Source organism: Phycicoccus jejuensis (genome assembly GCF_044797865.1).
In the GTDB taxonomy this organism is placed as follows: domain Bacteria; phylum Actinomycetota; class Actinomycetes; order Actinomycetales; family Dermatophilaceae; genus Phycicoccus; species Phycicoccus jejuensis.
In genome coordinates this window covers 3,079,719-3,099,637 of sequence record NZ_CP085209.1, presented here as the reverse complement: position 1 = coordinate 3,099,637, position 19,919 = coordinate 3,079,719, and the positions used below count along the sequence as shown (strand labels likewise).

Annotated in this window: 17 protein-coding genes and 1 tRNA gene; 15 read left to right on the top strand and 3 right to left on the bottom strand. The window is 74.1% G+C overall.

Annotation, left to right across the window (positions count from 1 at the left end):
- The first annotated feature begins 86 nt into the window (after positions 1 to 86).
- Positions 87 to 2,084: a protease pro-enzyme activation domain-containing protein gene (locus LG324_RS14655; protein ID WP_404349043.1), complete on the top strand. Its 1,998-nt coding sequence runs from the start codon at positions 87 to 89 to the stop codon at positions 2,082 to 2,084.
- Positions 2,085 to 2,159: 75 nt separating this feature from the next.
- On the opposite strand, the gene LG324_RS14650 is transcribed toward LG324_RS14655, so the two are convergent.
- Positions 2,160 to 3,527, bottom strand: a complete 1,368-nt coding sequence (locus LG324_RS14650) for a transaminase (protein ID WP_404349040.1) — start codon at positions 3,525 to 3,527, stop codon at positions 2,160 to 2,162.
- 154 nt (positions 3,528 to 3,681) lie between these two features.
- On the opposite strand from LG324_RS14650, the gene LG324_RS14645 reads away from it, so the two are divergent.
- The 6 genes from LG324_RS14645 to proB all read left to right on the top strand — a co-directional run bounded on the left by LG324_RS14645 (position 3,682) and on the right by proB (position 10,973).
- A complete protein-coding gene (locus LG324_RS14645) occupies positions 3,682 to 4,440 on the top strand; it encodes a TIGR03936 family radical SAM-associated protein (RefSeq protein ID WP_404349038.1) in 759 nt (252 codons plus the stop codon).
- Between the two features lie 73 nt (positions 4,441 to 4,513).
- Positions 4,514 to 7,414, top strand: coding sequence for an Rne/Rng family ribonuclease (locus LG324_RS14640; RefSeq protein WP_404349036.1), 2,901 nt, complete (start codon positions 4,514 to 4,516; stop codon positions 7,412 to 7,414).
- A 182-nt stretch (positions 7,415 to 7,596) separates the two neighbouring features.
- Complete coding sequence (rplU, locus tag LG324_RS14635; RefSeq protein WP_207021391.1) at positions 7,597 to 7,905, top strand: 50S ribosomal protein L21; 309 nt, start codon at positions 7,597 to 7,599, stop codon at positions 7,903 to 7,905.
- 37 nt (positions 7,906 to 7,942) lie between these two features.
- Positions 7,943 to 8,209 (top strand): 50S ribosomal protein L27, encoded by a 267-nt coding sequence (gene rpmA / locus LG324_RS14630; protein WP_030528061.1) that lies wholly within the window; start codon positions 7,943 to 7,945, stop codon positions 8,207 to 8,209.
- A gap of 101 nt (positions 8,210 to 8,310) precedes the next feature.
- Complete coding sequence (gene obgE, locus LG324_RS14625) at positions 8,311 to 9,834, top strand: GTPase ObgE (RefSeq protein WP_404349033.1); 1,524 nt, start codon at positions 8,311 to 8,313, stop codon at positions 9,832 to 9,834.
- Between the two features lie 5 nt (positions 9,835 to 9,839).
- Positions 9,840 to 10,973, top strand: a complete 1,134-nt coding sequence (gene proB / locus LG324_RS14620; RefSeq protein ID WP_051750414.1) for a glutamate 5-kinase — start codon at positions 9,840 to 9,842, stop codon at positions 10,971 to 10,973.
- A gap of 144 nt (positions 10,974 to 11,117) precedes the next feature.
- Here the strand turns inward: proB and pdxY are convergent, their stop codons facing one another.
- Complete coding sequence (gene pdxY / locus LG324_RS14615; RefSeq protein ID WP_404349031.1) at positions 11,118 to 11,981, bottom strand: pyridoxal kinase PdxY; 864 nt, start codon at positions 11,979 to 11,981, stop codon at positions 11,118 to 11,120.
- A gap of 66 nt (positions 11,982 to 12,047) precedes the next feature.
- Here pdxY and LG324_RS14610 point away from each other — a divergent pair, with 66 nt between their 5' ends.
- Positions 12,048 to 13,355 (top strand): glutamate-5-semialdehyde dehydrogenase, encoded by a 1,308-nt coding sequence (locus LG324_RS14610; RefSeq protein ID WP_404349030.1) that lies wholly within the window; start codon positions 12,048 to 12,050, stop codon positions 13,353 to 13,355.
- Here LG324_RS14610 and LG324_RS14605 read toward each other — a convergent pair.
- Entirely contained in the window at positions 13,340 to 14,344 is a 1,005-nt protein-coding gene (locus LG324_RS14605) for a glycosyltransferase family 2 protein (protein WP_051750415.1), read from the bottom strand. The genes LG324_RS14610 and LG324_RS14605 overlap by 16 nt on opposite strands.
- A 565-nt stretch (positions 14,345 to 14,909) precedes the next feature.
- On the opposite strand from LG324_RS14605, the gene LG324_RS14600 reads away from it, so the two are divergent.
- The 7 genes from LG324_RS14600 (at position 14,910) to katG (ending at position 19,868) form a co-directional block, all read left to right on the top strand.
- Positions 14,910 to 15,164 (top strand): hypothetical protein, encoded by a 255-nt coding sequence (locus LG324_RS14600; protein ID WP_404349026.1) that lies wholly within the window; start codon positions 14,910 to 14,912, stop codon positions 15,162 to 15,164.
- A gap of 26 nt (positions 15,165 to 15,190) precedes the next feature.
- Complete coding sequence (gene nadD / locus LG324_RS14595; protein WP_030528068.1) at positions 15,191 to 15,760, top strand: nicotinate-nucleotide adenylyltransferase; 570 nt, start codon at positions 15,191 to 15,193, stop codon at positions 15,758 to 15,760.
- Positions 15,757 to 16,137: a ribosome silencing factor gene (gene rsfS / locus LG324_RS14590; RefSeq protein WP_030528069.1), complete on the top strand. Its 381-nt coding sequence runs from the start codon at positions 15,757 to 15,759 to the stop codon at positions 16,135 to 16,137. The genes nadD and rsfS overlap by 4 nt, the downstream gene beginning before the upstream one ends.
- Positions 16,134 to 16,793 carry a histidine phosphatase family protein gene (locus LG324_RS14585; RefSeq protein ID WP_404349022.1) on the top strand — a complete coding sequence of 220 codons (660 nt, stop codon included), beginning with the start codon at positions 16,134 to 16,136 and terminating at the stop codon, positions 16,791 to 16,793. The genes rsfS and LG324_RS14585 overlap by 4 nt, the downstream gene beginning before the upstream one ends.
- Positions 16,794 to 16,860: 67 nt before the next feature.
- Positions 16,861 to 16,933, top strand: a tRNA-Ala gene (locus LG324_RS14580).
- Positions 16,934 to 17,184: 251 nt separating this feature from the next.
- Positions 17,185 to 17,616: a Fur family transcriptional regulator gene (locus tag LG324_RS14575; RefSeq protein ID WP_030528071.1), complete on the top strand. Its 432-nt coding sequence runs from the start codon at positions 17,185 to 17,187 to the stop codon at positions 17,614 to 17,616.
- 62 nt (positions 17,617 to 17,678) lie between these two features.
- Positions 17,679 to 19,868 carry a catalase/peroxidase HPI gene (gene katG, locus LG324_RS14570; protein ID WP_404349019.1) on the top strand — a complete coding sequence of 730 codons (2,190 nt, stop codon included), beginning with the start codon at positions 17,679 to 17,681 and terminating at the stop codon, positions 19,866 to 19,868.
- Positions 19,869 to 19,919 lie beyond the last annotated feature (51 nt).

The following is a 19,919-nucleotide window of genomic DNA, read 5'->3' as shown; positions in this document are numbered from 1 at the left end:
TCCGTCAGGGTGCGAAGCGGGCTCGCGGGGTGAGGCTGCGCGTCACGGGGCCACCGCCCCGTGACAGGTCTCCCAGGAGGTATCCCGTGACAGGAACCACTCGTGGGACGGTGGCGCTCGTCGGCGCCGCCGTCCTCGCCGCGACCGGAGCCGGGGCGCTCGGCGCCGGCGCGGCCGCCGCTGCACCGCACGGCACCGGCCGGCACACGGTCAGCCCCGCCCCGGCGTGGACCACGCGGGCGCAGGCCCAGCGCTCCGCGGCGGCGACGTCCGGCCCGACGACCCGGGTCAAGGTCTGGCTCGCGCCCCGCGACGGCGCCGGCCTGCGCCGGCTCGCGGCCGCGGTCTCGGACCCGTCCTCGGCGCAGTACGGGCACTACCTCGACACCGCGCGGTACGCGGCGCGCTACGCGCCCACCGCCGCGACCGTCGACGCCGTCAGCGGATGGGCCCGGGGCGCGGGCCTGCACGTCGACACCGTCGGCACCGACCGCCACTTCGTCGAGGTCTCCGGCAGCCGCGAGGCGGTCTCGTCGGCCTTCACGGCGAACCTGCGCACCTTCACGCTCGACGGTGCCACGGGCACGGCCCCGACGAGCGCCGTCACCGTGCCCGACGCCCTCGGCGCGCAGGTCCTCGCCGTCACGGGACTCGACACCGTGACGCACCGGACCCGGCCCGCGCAGGAGGGTGGCCGGGGCACGGCGTCCACCTCGACGGCCTCGCCGAGCGACCTCGGGCCGCCCGCCGGCTTCGTCAACTCGACGACCTGCGGCGCGTACTACGGCCAGAAGGTCGACCGGACCGACCCGGCGTTCGAGGGCAAGCACCTGCCCTACTCGGTGTGCGGCTACACCCCGAAGCAGCTGCGCTCGGCGTACGGCATCACCGCGTCGCACCTGACCGGCAAGGGCGAGACGGTGGCCATCACCGACGCGTTCGCGGCGCCCACCATCGAGGAGGACGCGAACACCTACGCGACCCGCCACGGGGACAAGGCCTTCCGCCGCAACCAGTTCACGCAGGCCAACGACACCACGTACGACCCCACGAAGGTCGAGGAGTGCGGTGGCAACGGCTGGTACGGCGAGGAGACCCTCGACGTCCAGGCCGTCCACGGGATGGCGCCCGACGCGAAGGTCGCCTACTACGGCGCGGCCAGCTGCTACGACGACGACCTGCTGAACTCGATCGCCCGCGTGGTGCACGACAACAAGGCCTCGCTCATCTCCAACTCGTGGGGCGAGCCGACCTACGTCGTCGTCGACGGCGTGAAGACGCCGACCATCGACGACGCGCTCGTCCAGGCCTACGAGTCGGTCATCCTCCAGGGCGCCGTCCAGGGCATCGGCACCTACTTCTCCTCGGGTGACGACGGCGACGAGGGCGCGAACACCGGTGTCGTGTCGCCGGACTGGCCCGCGGCCGACCCCTACGTCACGGCAGTGGGCGGCACGGCCCTCGCCATCGACAAGCAGGGACGCCGCCGGTTCGAGACCGGCTGGGGCACCGAGAAGTACACGCTCTCGAACGGTGCGTGGGCGCCGGTCGGCTACCTCTACGGCGCCGGCGGCGGGTGCAGCGACCGCTTCACCAAGCCGTTCTACCAGCAGCACACGGTGACCGGCTGCGCGATGCGCGGCGTCCCCGACGTCGCGATGGACGCGGACCCGACCACCGGCATGCTCGTCGGTGAGACCCAGGTCTTCGACGCGCCGACGCGCTTCGGCCAGGGAGTCCGCTACGGCGAGTACCGGATCGGTGGCACCAGCCTCGCGTCGCCGCTCATGGCCGGCCTCCAGGCCACCGTGCAGCAGCACCGTGGCCGCATCGGCTTCGCCAACCCGTCGCTCTACCGCCTGGCCCGCACCTCGGGCGTCTTCTACGACGTCCGTCACCAGGGCGACCGCGGCAACGTGCGCGTCGACTACGTCAACGGCCTCAACGCCGACGACGGGCTCGTCCCCAGCGTCCGGACCTTCGACCAGGACTCGAGCCTGACGACCGGTCGCGGCTGGGACGACGTCACCGGGGTGGGTGCGCCGACGGCGCGCTACCTCGCCACCGCCTCACGGCGGCACTGACACCCGGCCTGCCCCCGGGTGCGCAGCAGAGGGCCCGGCCGCCACGTGCGGCCGGGCCCTCGTGCGTGCGCGGGGTCAGGCGTAGAGCGCGCCGACGACCTCGCGGAAGGTCCGGGTGTGCAGGTCGACGTCCTCCCGGGTCGTGTCCGGGCACATGAGCGCCATGTTGTGGAACGGCGTCATGAGGATGCCGCGGTTGACCATCGCCAGGTGCATGTACGCGTCGATGCCGTCGTCGTGGGCCGCGGCGGCCTCCTCGCCGGACCGCGGTGCGGGACGGGCGAACCGGTACTCCGAGCGCGCCCCGAGCCGGCTCACCGACCACGGCACGTCGTACTCGTCGAGCGTCGCCTGCACCCCCTCGGTGAAGGCGCTCGCGAGCCCGAGCATGTGGTCGAAGGCGTCCTCGGTGAGGACCTCCGCGAGCGTCGCCCGCATCGCCGCCGTCGAGAGGGCGTTGCCGGCGAGCGTCCCGCCGACACCGCCGACGTCGATGATGTCGGCCTCGCCGGTCTCGGTGTGCCGGGTGACGGCGCGCGCCACCTCCTCGCTGATGCCGTAGGCGCCGCAGGGGATGCCGCCGCCGATCGACTTGCCGATGACGAAGATGTCGGGCTGCAGGTCCCACGCCCGGGTCGCGCCGCCCCATCCGGCCGAGAACGTGTGCGTCTCGTCGATCATCAGCAGCGCGCCGTGCTTCGTGGCGAGCTCGCGCAGCCCCTCGAGGAAGCCCGGCTCGGGCAGGACGATGCCGATGTTCGTCAGCGCCGGCTCGGTGAGGATCGCGGCGACGTCGCCGTGGGCGAGCTCGCGCTCGACCGACGCGAGGTCGTTCCACGTCGCCGCCCGGGTCGTCATCTCGAGCGGGACGGGGGGAGCGACGTTCCCGGGGCGCGAGACGGTCGTGCCGTCGGGGCCGGGGACCGCGAACGTCTCGTCGACCGACCCGTGGTAGCAGTAGCCGAAGACGAGGATCTTCGAGCGGCCGGTCGCGAGCCGGGCCAGACGCACCGCCCACCGGTTGGCGTCGGTCGCCGAGAGGGTGAAGCTCCACAGCGGCATCGTGAAGCGCCGGGTCAGCTCCTCGCCGACCCACTGCGCGTCCTCGCTGGGCAGCATCGTCGTGATGCCGCCGAGCTCGCCCATCCGCCGGGCGACGGCCGCCGCGGTGGGCGCGGGGGAGTGGCCGGCCATCGCACCGGTGTCGCCGAGCGCGAAGTCGACGTAGGTGTGGTCGTCGACGTCGGTGATCCGGTTCCCGCGGGCGTGGTCGAGGTAGAGCGGGAAGCCGCCGCTCCACTTGTTCATCCAGGTCATGGGCACGCGGCCGAAGAGGTTGCCGCCGGCCTCGTAGAGCGCGCGGCTGCGTGGGTGGTCCGCGGTGTACTGCTCCTGCTCGGCGGCGAGGAGACGGGCGAGTCGGGCGCGGTCGGTGCTCGGCATGGAGGCACGATAGTGCTGCGGATGGCGTGGCGAGAACCCCCGCTCGCCACTCGATCCGTGACCAGCGGACGTCGGGCCTCCTCGATCCACGGTCTCCGTCGACGCCGGTGGGGCCGGTTCGGTCGACCGGCCGCCGCCTCCTACGCTGGGCACCATGGCCCGCCAGCGCACCCCCGACGGACCCCCGCCGCCCCCGGCGGTCCAGAAGCTCCGCATCCGCTACGCCAAGCGCGGCCGGCTGCGCTTCTCGTCGACCCGCGACTTCTCGCGCGCGCTCGAGCGGGCGCTGCGCCGCTCCGGCGTGCCGATGGCCTTCTCGGCGGGCTTCCACCCGCACCCCCTCATCTCCTACGCCAACGCGGCGCCGACCGGCACCGCGAGCGAGGCCGAGTACTTCGAGATCCGCGTCACCGAGCGGGTCGACCCCGAGGCCGTCCGGGCCGCGCTCGACGAGGCCCTGCCCGTCGACCTCGACGTCCTCGAGGTCGTCGAGGCCGGGCCCGGCGCGCTCGCCGACCGGCTCGAGGCGAGCGAGTGGGACCTGCGCCTGCGGGGCAGCACGCCGGAGGAGCTGGAGCCGGTCGTCGCGGCGTACCTCGTCGCCGAGCGGGCCGAGACCACCCGCACCTTCAAGTCCGGCCCCCGCACGTTCGACACCCGCGAGGCGGTCCTGGACCTGCATGTCGCCGGGTCCGACGAGGAGGGGTGTGCGATACTGCGGATGGTCGTACGGCACACCACACCGTCCGTACGCCCCGATGACATCCTGACCGCACTCCACGCGGTGACGGGGTTCGCACCACCGGTTCCACCACTGGTGACCCGACTGGCGCAGGGCCCGCTCCGTGAGGACCGTGCCGGGGTGGCCGACCCGTTGGCCGCCGACCGGGAGGCCGTCGGCCCCGAGAGGTGACGCGCCCCCCGCGCGAGCCGATCGAGGCAGCAGCTGACTTCCGTGCGGGCCGCTCGGCCCACACGATCCGATCGTGCACCGCACGGCCGGCGAGGAGCCGCCCCAGGGCGTCTCCGGTGTGGTCGACGGCCCGCGGGTGACGAAAGGGGCCGTCATGGCTTCCGAGACCGACCCGACCACCACCACCGACGCCGACGCGGCGCCCGTCGAGGCGAGCAGCGGCGACGAGGCCGCCCAGGCGCCCGCGCCGAAGAAGCGGGCCCCGCGCAAGCGGGCCACGAAGAAGGCCGCCGCCCCGGAGCCGGCGCCCGCCGTCGAGGCGACGGACGCCGCCCCCGCCGCGGACGCCCCGGTCGACGCCCCCGCGGCCGCCGCGGACGAGGCCCCGGCCAAGCCCAAGCGCAAGGCCGCCGCCCGCAAGAAGACCTCGAAGAAGGCCGCGGCCGCGCAGACCCTCGACCTCGTCGTCGAGCCGGTCGCCGAGCCCCTGCCCGAGCTCGTCCCCGTCGAGGAGCCCGAGGAGGAGGACGCGGCCGTCGAGCCGACGGCCGAGGCGCCCGCCGCCGAGGAGCCCGCGCCCGCCGGCCCCGCCTTCGGCCTGGTCTTCCAGGCCCCCGAGGTCACGGTCGCCCCGCGCCGCCGCCGGGCCACCTCGCCCGCGCAGGCCCCGGCCGAGGCGCCCGCCGAGCGCGCCGAGGAGCCGGCCGAGGCGGCCCCCGCCGCCGCCGAGCAGGCCTCCGACGAGACCACCGCCGAGCGTCCCGCCTCCGCCGACGCCACCGACGAGGGCGAGGGCGGCTCCCGCGGCCGCCGTCGTCGCGGTGGCCGCGGCCGCCGCGCCCGCGGCAAGGGCGAGGACGAGCAGGCGCCCGCCGCCGAGAAGGACACCGAGACCCCCGCCGCCGACGACGACGCCCCGGCCCGCGGTGGCCGCGGGGGTCGCCAGGCCGCCGACGACACCGAGGCCGAGGGCGACGGCGACTCCTCCTCGAGCCGCCGCCGGCGCCGCCGCCGCCGCGGGGGAGCGGGCGGCGAGGGCGACGACCCGCCCGGCACCGTCACCAAGGTCCGCGAGCCGCGCGCCGAGCGCGACGAGCCGACGGCCGTCAAGGGCTCGACCCGCCTCGAGGCCAAGAAGCAGCGCCGCCGCGAGGGCCGTGAGGCCGGCCGGCGCCGCACGATCATCACCGAGGCCGAGTTCCTCGCCCGCCGCGAGAGCGTCGAGCGGACGATGGTCGTCCGCGGCCGTGAGGGCCGCACCCAGATCGGGGTCCTCGAGGACGGCGTGCTCGTCGAGCACTACGTCTCCCGCGAGACCACCGCGTCGATGGCCGGCAACGTCTACCTCGGCCGCGTCCAGAACGTCCTGCCCTCGATGGAGGCCGCCTTCGTCGACATCGGCAAGGGCCGCAACGCCGTGCTCTACGCCGGCGAGGTCAACTGGGACGCCGCCGGGCTCGAGGTCAACCAGGCCAAGCGCATCGAGAACGCCCTCTCCTCCGGCGACACCGTCCTCGTCCAGGTGACCAAGGACCCGATCGGCCACAAGGGCGCGCGGCTCACCTCGCAGATCAGCCTGCCCGGCCGCTACGTCGTCTACGTGCCCGAGGGCTCGATGACCGGCATCTCGCGCAAGCTCCCCGACACCGAGCGCGCCCGCCTCAAGGCGATCCTCAAGGAGGTCGTGCCGGACGGCGCCGGCGTCATCGTCCGCACCGCCGCCGAGGGCGCGTCCGAGGCCGACCTCAAGGCCGACGTCGAGCGCCTCATGAAGCAGTGGGAGCGCATCGAGAAGAAGGCGGCGTCCGCCAAGGCGAAGAAGTCCGGCAGCGGGGGAGCGCCCGCGCTCCTGCACGGCGAGCCCGACCTCACCATCCGCGTCATCCGCGACGTCTTCACCGAGGACTTCTCCTCGCTCGTCGTCTCCGGCGAGAAGGCCTGGGGCGAGGTCAGCGAGTACGTCGAGGACGTCGCGCCCGACCTGGCCGCGCGCGTCTCGCGGTGGACCTCCGACGACGACGTCTTCGCGGCCCACCGCATCGACGAGCAGATCGCCAAGGCGATGGACCGCAAGGTCTGGCTGCCCTCGGGCGGCTCGCTCGTCATCGACCGCACCGAGGCGATGACCGTCGTCGACGTCAACACCGGCAAGTTCGTCGGCTCCGGGGGCAACCTCGAGGAGACGGTGACGAAGAACAACCTCGAGGCCGCCGAGGAGATCGTCCGCCAGCTCCGGCTGCGCGACATCGGCGGCATCATCGTCATCGACTTCATCGACATGGTGCTGGAGTCCAACCGCGACCTCGTGGTCCGGCGCCTGCTCGAGTGCCTCGGGCGCGACCGCACCAAGCACCAGGTCGCCGAGGTCACCTCGCTCGGCCTGGTCCAGATGACCCGCAAGCGCGTCGGCTCCGGCCTCATCGAGGTCTTCTCCGAGCAGTGCGAGCACTGCAGCGGGCGCGGCATCGTCGTCCACACCGAGCCGGTCGACCGCTCCGGCGGCGGCCACGGTGGCGGCAACGGCTCCGGCGGCGACTCCGGCCGCTCGTCGGGCCGCGGTCGCCGGGGCGGCAACGGGACCTCGTCCGGTGGCTCCCCGCAGCCGGCCAAGGAGGCGCCCGCGCCCGAGCCCGCGCGCCCGGCCGGCGGCCCGACCGCCGCGCAGATCGCCGCGGCCGCCCACGCCGCCGCGCTCAAGCACACCGACCCGGCCGACGTCGCCACGGAGATCGCCGCCGAGGTGGCGGCCGTCACCGCGCCCGACGCCGACCCGCAGCCGGTGGCCGAGCAGCCCGCCGAGACCGCCCCGGTGGCCGAGGCGCCCGCGCCCGTCGCCGAGCCGGCCCCGGCGCCCGTCGTCGAGGCCCCGGCCGCCGCGCCGGCGCCGCGGACCCGGCGCAAGCGCGGACGCGTCGTCGCCCCGGCCGGCCCCCCGCCGGCGGCGGTCGAGGCCGCAGCCGACGGCGACGCCTGACCGAGCCCGGCAGGCACGACCCGGACCGCGGGGGGGGGGGGGGGCCCCCGGGGGGGGCCGCCCGCCGCGCCGGTAGTCTGGTGAGTCGGTGCGCCCACCGCGTCGGTGTCCCGTGTCGTCCACGGGGTCGCTACCGGCCGGTCGACCAGCGAGCGCGCCCGAACAGGAAGTGAGTACGTACCGTGTACGCGATTGTGCGCGCAGGTGGTCGCCAGGAGAAGGTCTCCGTGGGCGACACCCTGCTCATCGACAAGCAGACCGGCGTCGCCGGCGACAAGATCCAGCTGCAGCCGCTGCTCCTCGTCGACGGTGGGACCGTCACGAGCGACGCCGCGAAGCTCGCCAAGGTCACCGTGACGGCCGAGGTCGTGAAGGCCGCCAAGGGCCCGAAGATCACGATCCTCAAGTACAAGAACAAGACCGGCTACCGGAAGCGCCAGGGCCACCGCCAGCCGCTCACCCAGGTCAAGATCACCGCGATCGACGCCTGAGCACCTCGCTCGGACCTCACGGACAGGAACCACAGACATGGCACACAAGAAGGGTGCGTCCTCGACCCGCAACGGTCGTGACTCCAACCCCCAGTACCTCGGCGTCAAGCGCTACGGCGGCCAGGTCGTCAAGGCCGGCGAGATCATCGTCCGCCAGCGCGGCACCCACTTCCACCCCGGCGACGGCGTCGGCCGTGGCGGCGACGACACGCTGTTCGCGCTCGTCCCGGGTGCGGTGACCTTCGGCACCAAGCGCGGCCGCAAGACCGTCAACATCACGCCGGTGGAGACCGTCGCGGTGTGACGCCTCGCCGGGCCCCCGGGCCCGGCACCACGCACCACCCGAGGGGCGGGCCGCGATCGGCCCGCCCCTCGTCGCATCCCACAGTCAGGAGCCCCACCGCGATGGCGACCTTCGTCGACCGCGTCGTCCTCCACGTCTCCGCCGGCAACGGCGGGCACGGGGTGGCATCCGTCAAGCGCGAGAAGTTCAAGCCGCTCGGCGGTCCCGACGGCGGCAACGGCGGCCGGGGTGGCTCCGTGGTCATCGCGGTCGACCCGCAGGCCACGACGCTCCTCGACTACCACCACACGCCGCACCGCCGGGCCGAGAACGGCAAGCCGGGGGCCGGTGACGAGCGCAACGGTGCCGACGGCGCCGACCTCGTCCTCTCCGTCCCCGAGGGCACCGTCGTCAAGGGCGCCGACGGCGAGGTGCTCGCCGACCTCGTCGGCTTCGACGCCACCTACGTCGTCGCCCGCGGCGGCCGCGGCGGCCTGGGCAACAAGGCGCTCGCCAGCGCCCGCCGCAAGGCGCCGGGCTTCGCGCTGCTCGGCGAGCCGGGGGAGGCCCTCGACGTCGTCCTCGAGCTCAAGTCGCTCGCCGACGTCGCGCTCATCGGCTTCCCGAGCGCCGGCAAGTCCTCGCTCGTCTCCGTCGTCTCGGCTGCCCGCCCCAAGATCGCCGACTACCCGTTCACGACGCTCGTGCCGAACCTCGGTGTCGTGACGGCCGGTTCGGAGCGCTACACGATCGCCGACGTCCCCGGCCTCATCCCCGGCGCGAGCGAGGGCAAGGGCCTCGGCCTGGAGTTCCTCCGCCATGTCGAGCGCTGCTCGGTGCTCGTCCACGTCGTCGACTGCGCGACCCTCGAGCCCGGCCGCGACCCGATGACCGACCTCGACGTCATCGAGGCCGAGCTCGCCGCGTACGTCTCCGACGACAGCCTCGGCGGCCGCCCGCTGTCCGAGCGCACGCGCATCGTCGTGCTCAACAAGGCCGACGTGCCCGAGGCCCGCGACCTCGCCGAGATGGTCAAGCCGATGCTCGAGGAGCGCGGCCTCGAGGTGTTCGTCGTCTCCGCCGTCGCCCACACCGGCCTGCGGGAGCTGACCTTCGCCCTCGCGCGCCACGTCGCGCAGGCCCGCGCCGAGCTCGAGGCCGCCGTCGTCGAGCGGCCGCGCGTCGTCATCCGCCCGAAGGCCGTCGACGACAGCGGCTTCCACGTGCGCCGCGAGGACACGCCGGAGGGCGAGGTCTTCCGCGTCCTCGGGGACCGGCCGACGCGCTGGGTGCGCCAGACCGACTTCTCCAACGACGAGGCCGTCGGCTACCTCGCCGACCGGCTGAGCCGGCTCGGGGTCGAGGAGGCGCTGCTCAGGGCCGGCGCCGTCTCGGGCTCGACCGTCCTCATCGGCCCGCTCGAGGACGCGGTCGTCTTCGACTGGGAGCCGACGATGGCGAGCGGCGCCGAGCTGCTGGCCGGCCCGCGCGGCACCGACGTGCGCTTCGAGGACTCCGGGCGCAAGACCCGCGCCGAGAAGCGCGACGAGTTCCACGGCCGCAAGGACGCGCAGACCGCGGCCCGCGACGAGCTCGCCGCCGAGCGCCGCGCCGGCCACTGGGCCACGGCCCGGGACGAGGACTGACGCCCGTGCCCGCCACCGCTGCCGCCGCCCTGCGCCGTGCCGTGGGGGCGGGCCGCCGCCTCGTCGTCAAGGTCGGCTCCTCGTCCCTGACGAGCGCCGACGGCGGGCGCCTCGACCTCGACGCGCTCGGGGCGCTCGTCGACGTCCTCGCCGGGCGCCGCGCCGCCGGGCACCAGGTCGTGCTCGTGTCCTCGGGCGCCATCGCCGCCGGCATCGGCCCGCTCGGGCTGGACCGGCGCCCCACCGACCTCGCGACCCAGCAGGCCGCCGCGTCGGTCGGCCAGGGTGCGCTCGTCGCGGCCTACCAGGCGGCCTTCGCACGGCACGGCCTGACCGTGGGCCAGGTCCTGCTCACCGCCGACGACACGACCCGCCGCAGCCACTACACGAACGCCCGGCGCACCCTCGAGCGGCTGCTCGAGCTCGGCATCGTCCCGATCGTCAACGAGAACGACACGGTGGCCACGCAGGAGATCCGCTTCGGCGACAACGACCGCCTCGCCGCGGTCGTCGCCGACCTCGTGGGCGCCGACGGGCTCGTCCTCCTCACCGACGTCGACAGCCTCTACGACGGCCCGCCGTCGAAGGGCGGCTCGCAGCGGGTCCCGCTCGTCGCGACGGACGCCGACCTCGAGGCCGTGACGATCGGCGGCACCGGCTCGGCCGTCGGCAGCGGCGGGATGGTGACCAAGGTCGAGGCCGCGGGCATCGCCGGCGCCGCGGGCATCCCGACCCTCCTGACCCGGCTCGCCGACGTCGCCGCCGGCCTCGACGGCGCCGACGTGGGCACCGTCTTCGCGCCGGCCGCCGCGACGCGGGCCTCGCGCAAGCGTTGGCTGGCCCACGCCACGTCGGCCAAGGGGCGGCTGGTCATCGACGACGGCGCCGTCACCGCGGTGACCGAGCGGCGCACCTCGCTCCTGCCGGCCGGGATCACCGAGGTCGTCGGCTCGTTCGCCGCGGGCGACCCGGTCGACGTCTGCGCCACGGACGGCCGCGTCATCGCCCGCGGGCTCGTCACCTACGCCTCGACGGAGCTGCCGCGGCTGCTCGGCCGCTCGACGCGCGACCTCGCCCGCGAGCTCGGCCCGGGGTACGAGCGCGAGGTCGTCCACCGCGACGACCTCGTCGTCCTCTGACCCCACCTGTCACACGCGTATCGGGTCACCCGATACGACCGCGCCGTACCCCGGAACCGTTCCGGGGTTCAGCGCAGCTGTATCGGGTCACCCGATACGCGTGAGGTCCTTGGTGCGAGCCACCGCGGCGCGGCGCGGGGGGCTTCAGCGGATGCGCTCGACCTCGAACTGCATCCGCGGGTGCGCGATCTCCTCCTGGCTCTGGACGAGCTGGAGCTCGCGCCGGCCGGAGTCGAGGGTGCGCTGCAGCAGGTCGAACACCGACGACACGGTGCGCCCGAGCGCGACGCCGGCGTCGCCGGTCTCGAGCAGGTGCGCCGTGAAGAGCGCCGCCGTCACGTCGCCCGACCCGTTGGCCTTGAGCGGCAGGTGCGGGGTGCGGACGATCCACGCGCCGTCGTCGTGCACCGCGAGCATCTCGATGGTGTCCTCGGGACGGTCGGGCCGCAGCACCGACGTGACGAGCACGGTCGAGGGGCCCATCGCCCGCGCGGCCTCGACGGAGGCCAGCGTGGAGTCGAGGTCGCCCGGGTCGGTCTCGGTGAGGAAGCCGAGCTCGAACTGGTTCGGCGTGATGAGGTCGGCCTGCGGGACGACCTTCTCGCGCAGCAGGACCGGGATGGCCGGGTGCACGAAGCATCCCGACTTCGCGTTGCCCATGACCGGGTCGCAGGCGTAGATCGCCGAGGGGTTGGCGGCCTTGGTGCGCGCGACGGCGTCGAGGACGACCTCGCCGATCTGCTCGCCGCCCTGGTAGCCCGACAGCACCGCGTCGACCTCGCCGAGGGCCTCGCGCTCCTCGATGCCGGTGACGACCTCGCGGACGTCCTCCGGCGGCATGAGCGGGCCGCGCCACGCGCCGTAGCCGGTGTGGTTCGAGAAGTGCACCGTGTGGACGGGCCACACCTCGACGCCGAGCCGCTGCAGGGGGAACACCGCCGCGGAGTTGCCGACGTGGCCGTACGCGACGGAGGACTGGATGGACAGGATCGTCGTCACGCCCTCCATCCTGTCACCGTCCCGCCCGCCGGAAGTGCCGCGACCCCCGTCGGGGGCCGGGCCTACCCTTGGCGCATGTCCGACCGCACCGCCACCGGGGCCGACCAGGGGCCCAGCGCCGCCGACGTCGAGCAGGTCCGCGTCCTCGCCGAGGCCGCCCGCACCGCCTCCCGCCGCCTCGCCCTGCTCTCGCGCGCCGAGAAGGACGCCGCCCTCCACGCGCTCGCCGACGCCCTCGACGCCGCCACCGACGAGGTCGTCGCCGCCAACGAGCGCGACCTCGCCCGCGGGCGCGAGCACGGGATGCCCGAGAGCCTCCAGGACCGGCTGCGACTGGACCCCCCGCGCGTCGCGGCCGTCGCCCAGGCGCTGCGCGACATCGCCGCGCTGCCCGACCCGGTCGGCGAGGTCGTCCGCGGCTCGACGCTGGCCAACGGGCTGCAGATCCGCCAGGTGCGGGTGCCGATGGGTGTCGTCGGGATGATCTACGAGGCCCGGCCCAACGTCACCGTCGACGCCGCCGGCCTCGGCCTCAAGTCCGGCAACGCGGTCATCCTGCGCGGGGGCAGCGCCGCGGCCGAGACCAACCGGGCCACCGTCGCCGTCCTGCGGGCCGCGCTCGAGCGCCAGGGTCTGCCCGCCGACGCGGTCGCCCTGCTCGACGGCGGCCACTCGGTCGTCACCGCGCTGATGACGGCCCGCGGTCTCGTCGACCTGCTCATCCCGCGCGGCGGCGCCGACCTCATCCAGGCCGTCGTCACCGGCTCGACCGTGCCCGTCATCGAGACCGGCATCGGCAACTGCCACGTCTACGTCGACGCCGCCGCGGACCTCGACAAGGCCCTGGCCATCGCGGTCAACGCCAAGACGCACCGCCCGAGCGTCTGCAACGCGGCCGAGTCGCTGCTGGTCCACCGCGCCGTCGCCGACGCCTTCCTGCCCAAGGCGCTCGCCGCGCTCGCGGCCGAGGGGGTCGTGCTGCACACCGACGAGCGCGCCTCGGCCGGCGCGCGGGCGGCCGGGGTGGCCCACGACGCCGCCACGGACGAGCACTTCGCCACGGAGTTCCACGGCCTCGAGATGTCCGTCGGCGTCGTCGACGACCTCGACGCCGCGCTGACGCACATCCGCCGGTTCGGCTCGGGCCACACCGAGGCCATCGTCACCGAGGACCGCGGGGCCGCGCGTCGCTTCACCGCCGAGGTCGACGCCGCCGCGGTCATGGTCAACGCGAGCACCCGCTTCACCGACGGCGGCGAGTTCGGGTTCGGGGCCGAGATCGGCATCTCGACGCAGAAGCTGCACGCCCGCGGCCCGATGGCCCTGCCCGAGCTGACGTCCACCAAGTGGGTCGTCGAGGGAGACGGTCAGGTCCGCGTCTGACCCGAGGCCGCCGGGCGGGGGAGCGGATGCTCCTCGTCGCCGCGCGCGGCGTCCTGCTCGAGGCTGTCGTGCGCGACGAAGTACGCCGGGCGCGCCTGGAGCGCGGAGTAGGTCCGCCCCACGTACTCGCCGAGGATGCCGAGCGCGAGCAGCTGGACGGCGCCGACCGCCGCGACGATGACGACGGTCGAGGTCCAGCCGGGGAGGGTGTTGCCGAGCAGCATCGCGACGAGCGCGTAGACGAGGACGACGAGCGCGGCGAGGCCGCCGAGCAGCCCGAGCCACGTCGCGAAGCGCAGCGGGGCGATCGAGAAGCCGGTGACCGCGTCGACCGAGAGCCGGATCATCTTGGCCAGCGGGTACTTCGACTCGCCCGCTGCGCGAGCGGCCCGCCGGTAGCCGACCGAGGCGCTGGGGAAGCCGAGCGCCGGCACGACGAGGCGCAGCACCCGGTTGCCCTCGGGCAGGGCGTTGACCGCCTCGACGGTGGCGCGGGACATCAGCCGGAAGTCACCGGCGTCGACGTGCGCGTCGACGTCGGACAGGGCCCGGATGGAGCGGTAGAAGGCGCGGGCGGTCAGGCGCTTGAAGGCGGTGTCGCTCGAGCGGTCCTCACGCACGCCGTAGACGACGTCGACGCCCTCGGTGCGCGCCACGCGGAGCATCTCGCCGATCGTCTCGGGCGGGTCCTGGAGGTCGGCGTCGATCGTCACGACGTAGTCGCCGCGGGCCAGCGACAGCCCGGCGGAGATGGCGGCCTGGTGCCCGGAGTTGGCCCGCAGGCGCACGACGCGCAGCTGCGGCCACTCCCGGCGCAGGCGCTGGAGGAGGACCGGCGTGGCGTCGGTCGAGCCGTCGTCGACGCAGAGGACCTCGTAGGGGACGCCCCAGGACTCGGCGAGGGGGCGCAGCCGCTCGACGAACAGCGGCAGCACCTCCTGCTCGTCGTACATCGGCACGACGACCGTGAGGACGGGGGAGAGCGGCATGCCATTCAGGGTAGAGGCCGAGCCCGTGCGGGACCTGTGTCTCGCCGTGATCCGCCTGTGCGTGCGCGCGGAAGGCGAAGGGCCCCCGAGTATGAGATTCGGGGGCCCTGCGCCGACGGCCGTGCCGCCGGTCGGACTCGAGCCGGTCAGTCCCCACGGCGAACCGCACAGAGGTGCCACGCGACGGTGGCGCCGTCCCCGAGGGGACGGTCTTCGACTCCGGGCCGTCGGCCGCAGCACCCGCGCCGTCGCGCGCGGCATCCGTTCCCCGAGAGGTCCGGATGTTCCGGACCGGGAGGACCCGGACCGGGAACGGCGTGCCGTTATCCGATCGACCCACCCCCGGGACGGCCTCGGACCGTAGGCCTTGCCGGACCTCGGCCGCCGAAGGGGCGTGCGACTGTTCTAGTCCCCGGACGGGTGGGTGTGCAACCGCTTCGCCGGCCTTTCCGTCGGCGTCCCACCCCGCGGCCCCGTCGTCCACAGGCGGCGGTGCGGGGAGCGCCGCTCGTGCACACCCCTGTGGACGAAATCCGTGGACAACGGGGACGGTACGCTGTCCCTCATGTCGAGCACCGCGTTCCTGATCGCCGCCGAGGAAGCCAACCGCGAGCTCCCCATCCCGCCGTGGATGATCGGGATCATCGCGCTGCTCACCTTCGCCTTCCTCCTCGGGGTCACCTGGTCCTTCCGCGGGACGCACAACAAGTACGCCCGTCCCGAGTACGGCGACGGCACCCCCGCCGGCAGCCGCACGGCCACCGGCGACGCCGACGCGCACGAGGACACGCACTGGCCCGAGCACCCGGGGCACCACTGAGCGACCGCCCGGTGCGCCTCGGGGTGATGGGCGGGACGTTCGACCCCGTCCACCACGGCCACCTCGTCGCCGCCTCCGAGGTCCAGACGTTGCTCGGCCTCGACGAGGTCGTCTTCGTCCCCACCGGCCAGCCGTGGCAGAAGGACGCGCGGGAGGTCTCGCCCGCCGAGCACCGCTACCTCATGACCGTCGTGGCGACCGCCTCGAACCCCGGCTTCACCGTCTCCCGCGTCGACATCGACCGCGAGGGACCCACCTACACCGTCGACACCCTCCGTGACCTGCGGGCCCAGCGCCCCGACGCCGAGCTGTTCTTCATCACCGGCGCCGACGCCCTGGCCCAGATCCTGTCGTGGAAGGACGCGGACGAGCTCTTCGAGCTCGCCCACTTCGTCGGCGTGACGCGCCCCGGGTACGTCCTCAGCGAGCTGGGGCTGCCGGGGGAGCGCGTCACCCTCCAGGAGGTGCCCGCCATGGCCATCTCCTCCACCGACTGCCGGGACCGGGTCCGGGCCGGCCAGCCGGTCTGGTACCTCGTCCCCGACGGCGTCGTCCAGTACATCAGCAAGTACCACCTCTACCGAGGAGCACCGTGACCGCGTCCGACCGTTCGCTCGAGCTCGCGAAGGCGGCCGCCACCGCGGCCTCCGACAAGCTCGCGACCACCATCTCCGGCATCGACGTCTCCGAGCAGCTCGCGCTGACCGACGTCTTCGTCATCGTCTCCGCCGAGTCCGAGCGGCAGGTCGGCTCGATCGTCGACGAGGTCGAGGACGTCCTGCGCGAGCGCGGCGTCAAGCCGATCCGCCGCGAGGGCCAGCGCGAGGGCCGCTGGGTCCTCATCGACTTCGGCGACATCGTCGTCCACGTCCAGCACGACGAGGAGCGTGAGTTCTACGAGCTCGAGCGCCTCTGGCGCGACTGCCCCGCCCTCGACCTCGGTGTCGTCGGCACCGAGCAGGGCGGCCGGTGAGCCCGGACGGGCTCGGCCCGCGCCGGCTCGTCGTGCTGCGGCACGGCGAGACGACCCACAACGCCGCCGGCATCTGGCAGGGGCAGCTCGACAGCCCCCTGTCCGAGCTCGGTGAGCAGCAGGCCGCGGCGGTCGGGCCGGCCCTCGCGCCGCTGCGCCCCTCGCGCGTCGTCACCTCCGACCTCCAGCGCGCCCGGCGCACCGGCGAGAGCGTCGCGCGCGCGTGCGGCGTCCCGCTCGTCGAGGACGCCCGCTTCCGCGAGATCCACGCCGGCGCCTGGCAGGGCCTGACCAACGACCAGGTCACCGAGCGCTGGCCGGAGGAGCGCGCCGCCGTCCTGCGCGGCGAGGACGTCCCGCGCGGCGGCGACGGCGAGTCGATGGCCGACGTCGTCGCCCGCGTCGGTGAGGGCCTGCAGGCGCTCGTCGGCTCGATGGCGGCGGGGGAGTGCGTCGTCGTCTCGACCCACGGCGCCGCCGGTCGGGCGGCCGTCGCGTGGCTGCTCGGGCTCGAGCAGGAGCTCGCCTGGCGGGTGCTCGGCTCGCTCGGCAACTGTCACTGGGCCGAGCTCGTCGAGGGCCGTCAGGGCTGGCGGCTGCAGGCCTGGAACGCCTCCTCCGGGGCGCCGTCACGGCCCGGGACCTCGCCCCCGTGAGGCCGATTTGGGAGTGGGGCACCGCGTCTGTAAACTTCACGACGCCCCCTCGGGGGAACACCCACTCGGGGCTGTAGCGCAGTTGGTAGCGCACCTCCATGGCATGGAGGGGGTCAGGGGTTCGAATCCCCTCAGCTCCACCGCACGACGTAGGGCCCGGCACGCTTTTCCGCCGGGCCCTTTGTCGTGCGATCGAACGGAGTGATTCGAGGAGGAGCGAGGAACGAGCGACGGGGTCCCCTCAGCTCCACCAGTGGAACCAGGACGGGCCGGCGACATGCCGGCCCGTTCCTGCGTCTGCGGGCCGGTTCATCCGCCGGACGCGGGGCATTCCCCGGAGCGGAAAACGCTTGTCTTGACACGTTCAGGAAAAGTCGGCAGGGTGGCAGGCATGGCAGCCGACACGGACCTCCCCGGGATGCTCCGCGACGCCGGTCTGCGGGTCACCCGGCCGCGGCTCGAGGTCCTCGCCGCCGTCCACGCCCACCCGCACGCCGACACCGGAAGCATCCTGCGGGCCGTCCGCGGGCCGCTGCCCGCCGTGTCGCACCAGGCCGTCTACGACTCGCTGCACGCGCTGACGCAGGCCCGCCTCGTGCGCGCCTTCCAGCCCGCCGGCTCCGTCGCGCGCTACGAGGCGCGCGTCGGCGACAACCACCACCACGTCGTGTGCCGCACCTGCGGCGCCGTCGCCGACGTCGACTGCGCCGTCGGCGAGGCCCCCTGCCTCACGGCCGACGACGACCACGGCTTCGCGATCGACGAGGCCGAGGTCGTCTACTGGGGCACCTGCCCCGACTGCGCCGCGGCCCGGCCCGCCTGACCCCCGACCACCCGACCCGCACCAGCACCAGCACCACCCACCGAAACAGGAGATGGACTGACGTGACCGACCAGCAGCAGGGCGTGACCGCGCAGGGCAGCGAGAGCGAGAACCCGGCGATCGACGCTCCCACCCCGAAGAAGGGCGCCCCCCGCACCAACCAGGACTGGTGGCCCAACCTGCTCGACCTCTCGGTCCTGCACACCAACAGCCCGAAGGGCAACCCGCTCGGCGCCGACTTCGACTACGCGCAGGCCTTCTCCGGCCTCGACGTCGACGCGCTCAAGGCCGACCTCGTCCAGGTGATGCGCACCTCGCAGGACTGGTGGCCGGCCGACTACGGCCACTACGGCCCGCTCTTCATCCGGATGAGCTGGCACGCCGCCGGCACCTACCGGGTCGAGGACGGCCGCGGCGGTGGCGGGCGCGGCCAGCAGCGCTTCGCGCCCCTGAACTCCTGGCCGGACAACGCGAACCTCGACAAGGCCCGTCGTCTGCTGTGGCCGGTCAAGCAGAAGTACGGCCAGGCGGTCTCCTGGGCCGACCTGCTCGTCCTCGCCGGCAACGTCGCGCTCGAGGACATGGGCTTCGAGACCTTCGGCTTCGCCTTCGGCCGCACCGACGTCTGGGAGCCCGAGGAGGTCAACTGGGGCACCGAGGACACCTGGCTCGGCGACGAGCGCTACAGCGGCGACCGCGAGCTCTCCAACCCCCTCGGCGCTGTGCAGATGGGCCTGATCTACGTCAACCCGGAGGGCCCCAACGGCGAGCCCGACCCGGTCAAGGCGGCCCGCGACATCCGTGAGACGTTCAAGCGGATGGCGATGAACGACGAGGAGACCGTCGCGCTCATCGCCGGCGGCCACACCTTCGGCAAGACCCACGGCGCGGGCGACCCCGACCTCGTCGGCACCGAGCCCAACGGCTGCCCGGTGCACGCGATGGGCCTGGGCTGGAAGAGCGAGTACGGCTCCGGCAAGGGCATGGACGCCATCACCTCGGGCCTCGAGGTCACGTGGACCCAGAAGCCGACCGAGTGGTCGAACCTCTACTTCGACAACCTCTTCGGCTACGAGTGGGAGCTCGTCAAGAGCCCGGCCGGTGCGTGGCAGTGGGAGGCCAAGGACGCCGAGAACTCGGTCCCGGACCCCGACGGCACGCCCGCGCGCCGCAAGCCGACGATGCTCACGACCGACCTCTCGCTGCGCTTCGACCCGGAGTACGAGAAGATCTCGCGGCGCTTCCACGAGAACTTCGAGGAGTTCCGCCTCGCCTTCGCCAAGGCCTGGTACAAGCTGCTCCACCGCGACATGGGCCCGGTCGACCGCTTCCTCGGCCCGTGGGTGCCCGAGGTGCAGCCGTGGCAGGACCCGGTGCCCGCCGCGTCCGGCGAGCCGCTGACCGACGCCGACGTCGCGGACCTCAAGGAGGCCCTGCTCTCCTCGGGCCTCACGGTGCAGCAGCTCGTCAAGACGGCGTGGGCTTCCGCGGCCTCGTTCCGGAAGACCGACATGCGCGGCGGCGCCAACGGTGCCCGCATCGCCCTCGAGCCGGCGCGCTCGTGGGAGGTCAACGAGCCGGCCGAGCTCGCCTCGGTGCTCGAGGTGCTCGGTCGCGTCAAGAGCGACTTCGACGGCAAGGGCGGGCGCACCGTCTCGCTCGCCGACCTCATCGTGCTCGGCGGCTCCGCCGGCATCGAGAAGGCGGCGCGCGACGCCGGCCGCGAGCTCACCGTGCCGTTCACGCCGGGCCGCACCGACGCGACGCAGGAGCTGACCGACGTCGAGTCGTACTCCTACCTCGAGCCGCGTGCCGACGGCTTCCGCGGCTACCTGCGCCACGAGGAGAAGATCGCGCCGGAGGGGCTGCTGCTCGACCGCGCGAACGTCCTCGGGCTCTCGGCGCCGCAGATGGTCGCGCTCGTGGGTGGCCTGCGCGCCATCGGGGCGACGTACGGCAACACCTCGGTGGGCGTGCTGACCCGGCGTCCCGGGCAGCTGACCAACGACGTCCTCGCGGCGGTCCTCGAGCCGGGTGTCACGTGGAGCACCTCGCGCGACACCGCGAACGTCTACGACAGCAGCGACGGCCGGCAGGCGACCGCGGTCGAGCTCGTGCTCGGCTCGCACCCGCAGCTGCGGGCCATCGCCGAGGTCTACGGCAGCGCCGACGGCGAGCAGCGCTTCGTCGACGACTTCGTCGGCGCGTGGGTCCAGGTCATGGAGAACGACCGCTTCGACCTGCACCGCTGACCTGCGCCGCCGACCCCCACGGGGTCCCGCACGAACGCCGCGGCCCGGTCC

Excerpts from the sequence above, each read along its gene's own strand:
- nadD (WP_030528068.1), top strand. The coding sequence starts at position 15,191 with ATGGGCGGGACGTTCGACCCCGTCCACCACGGCCACCTCGTCGCCGCC.
- rpmA (WP_030528061.1), top strand. The coding sequence starts at position 7,943 with ATGGCACACAAGAAGGGTGCGTCCTCGACCCGCAACGGTCGTGACTCC.
- obgE (WP_404349033.1), top strand. The coding sequence starts at position 8,311 with ATGGCGACCTTCGTCGACCGCGTCGTCCTCCACGTCTCCGCCGGCAAC.
- LG324_RS14650 (WP_404349040.1), bottom strand. The coding sequence starts at position 3,527 with ATGCCGAGCACCGACCGCGCCCGACTCGCCCGTCTCCTCGCCGCCGAG.
- LG324_RS14600 (WP_404349026.1), top strand. The coding sequence starts at position 14,910 with ATGTCGAGCACCGCGTTCCTGATCGCCGCCGAGGAAGCCAACCGCGAG.
- LG324_RS14645 (WP_404349038.1), top strand. The coding sequence starts at position 3,682 with ATGGCCCGCCAGCGCACCCCCGACGGACCCCCGCCGCCCCCGGCGGTC.
- LG324_RS14610 (WP_404349030.1), top strand. The coding sequence starts at position 12,048 with ATGTCCGACCGCACCGCCACCGGGGCCGACCAGGGGCCCAGCGCCGCC.
- LG324_RS14575 (WP_030528071.1), top strand. The coding sequence starts at position 17,185 with ATGGCAGCCGACACGGACCTCCCCGGGATGCTCCGCGACGCCGGTCTG.
- pdxY (WP_404349031.1), bottom strand. The coding sequence starts at position 11,981 with ATGGAGGGCGTGACGACGATCCTGTCCATCCAGTCCTCCGTCGCGTAC.
- LG324_RS14605 (WP_051750415.1), bottom strand. The coding sequence starts at position 14,344 with ATGCCGCTCTCCCCCGTCCTCACGGTCGTCGTGCCGATGTACGACGAG.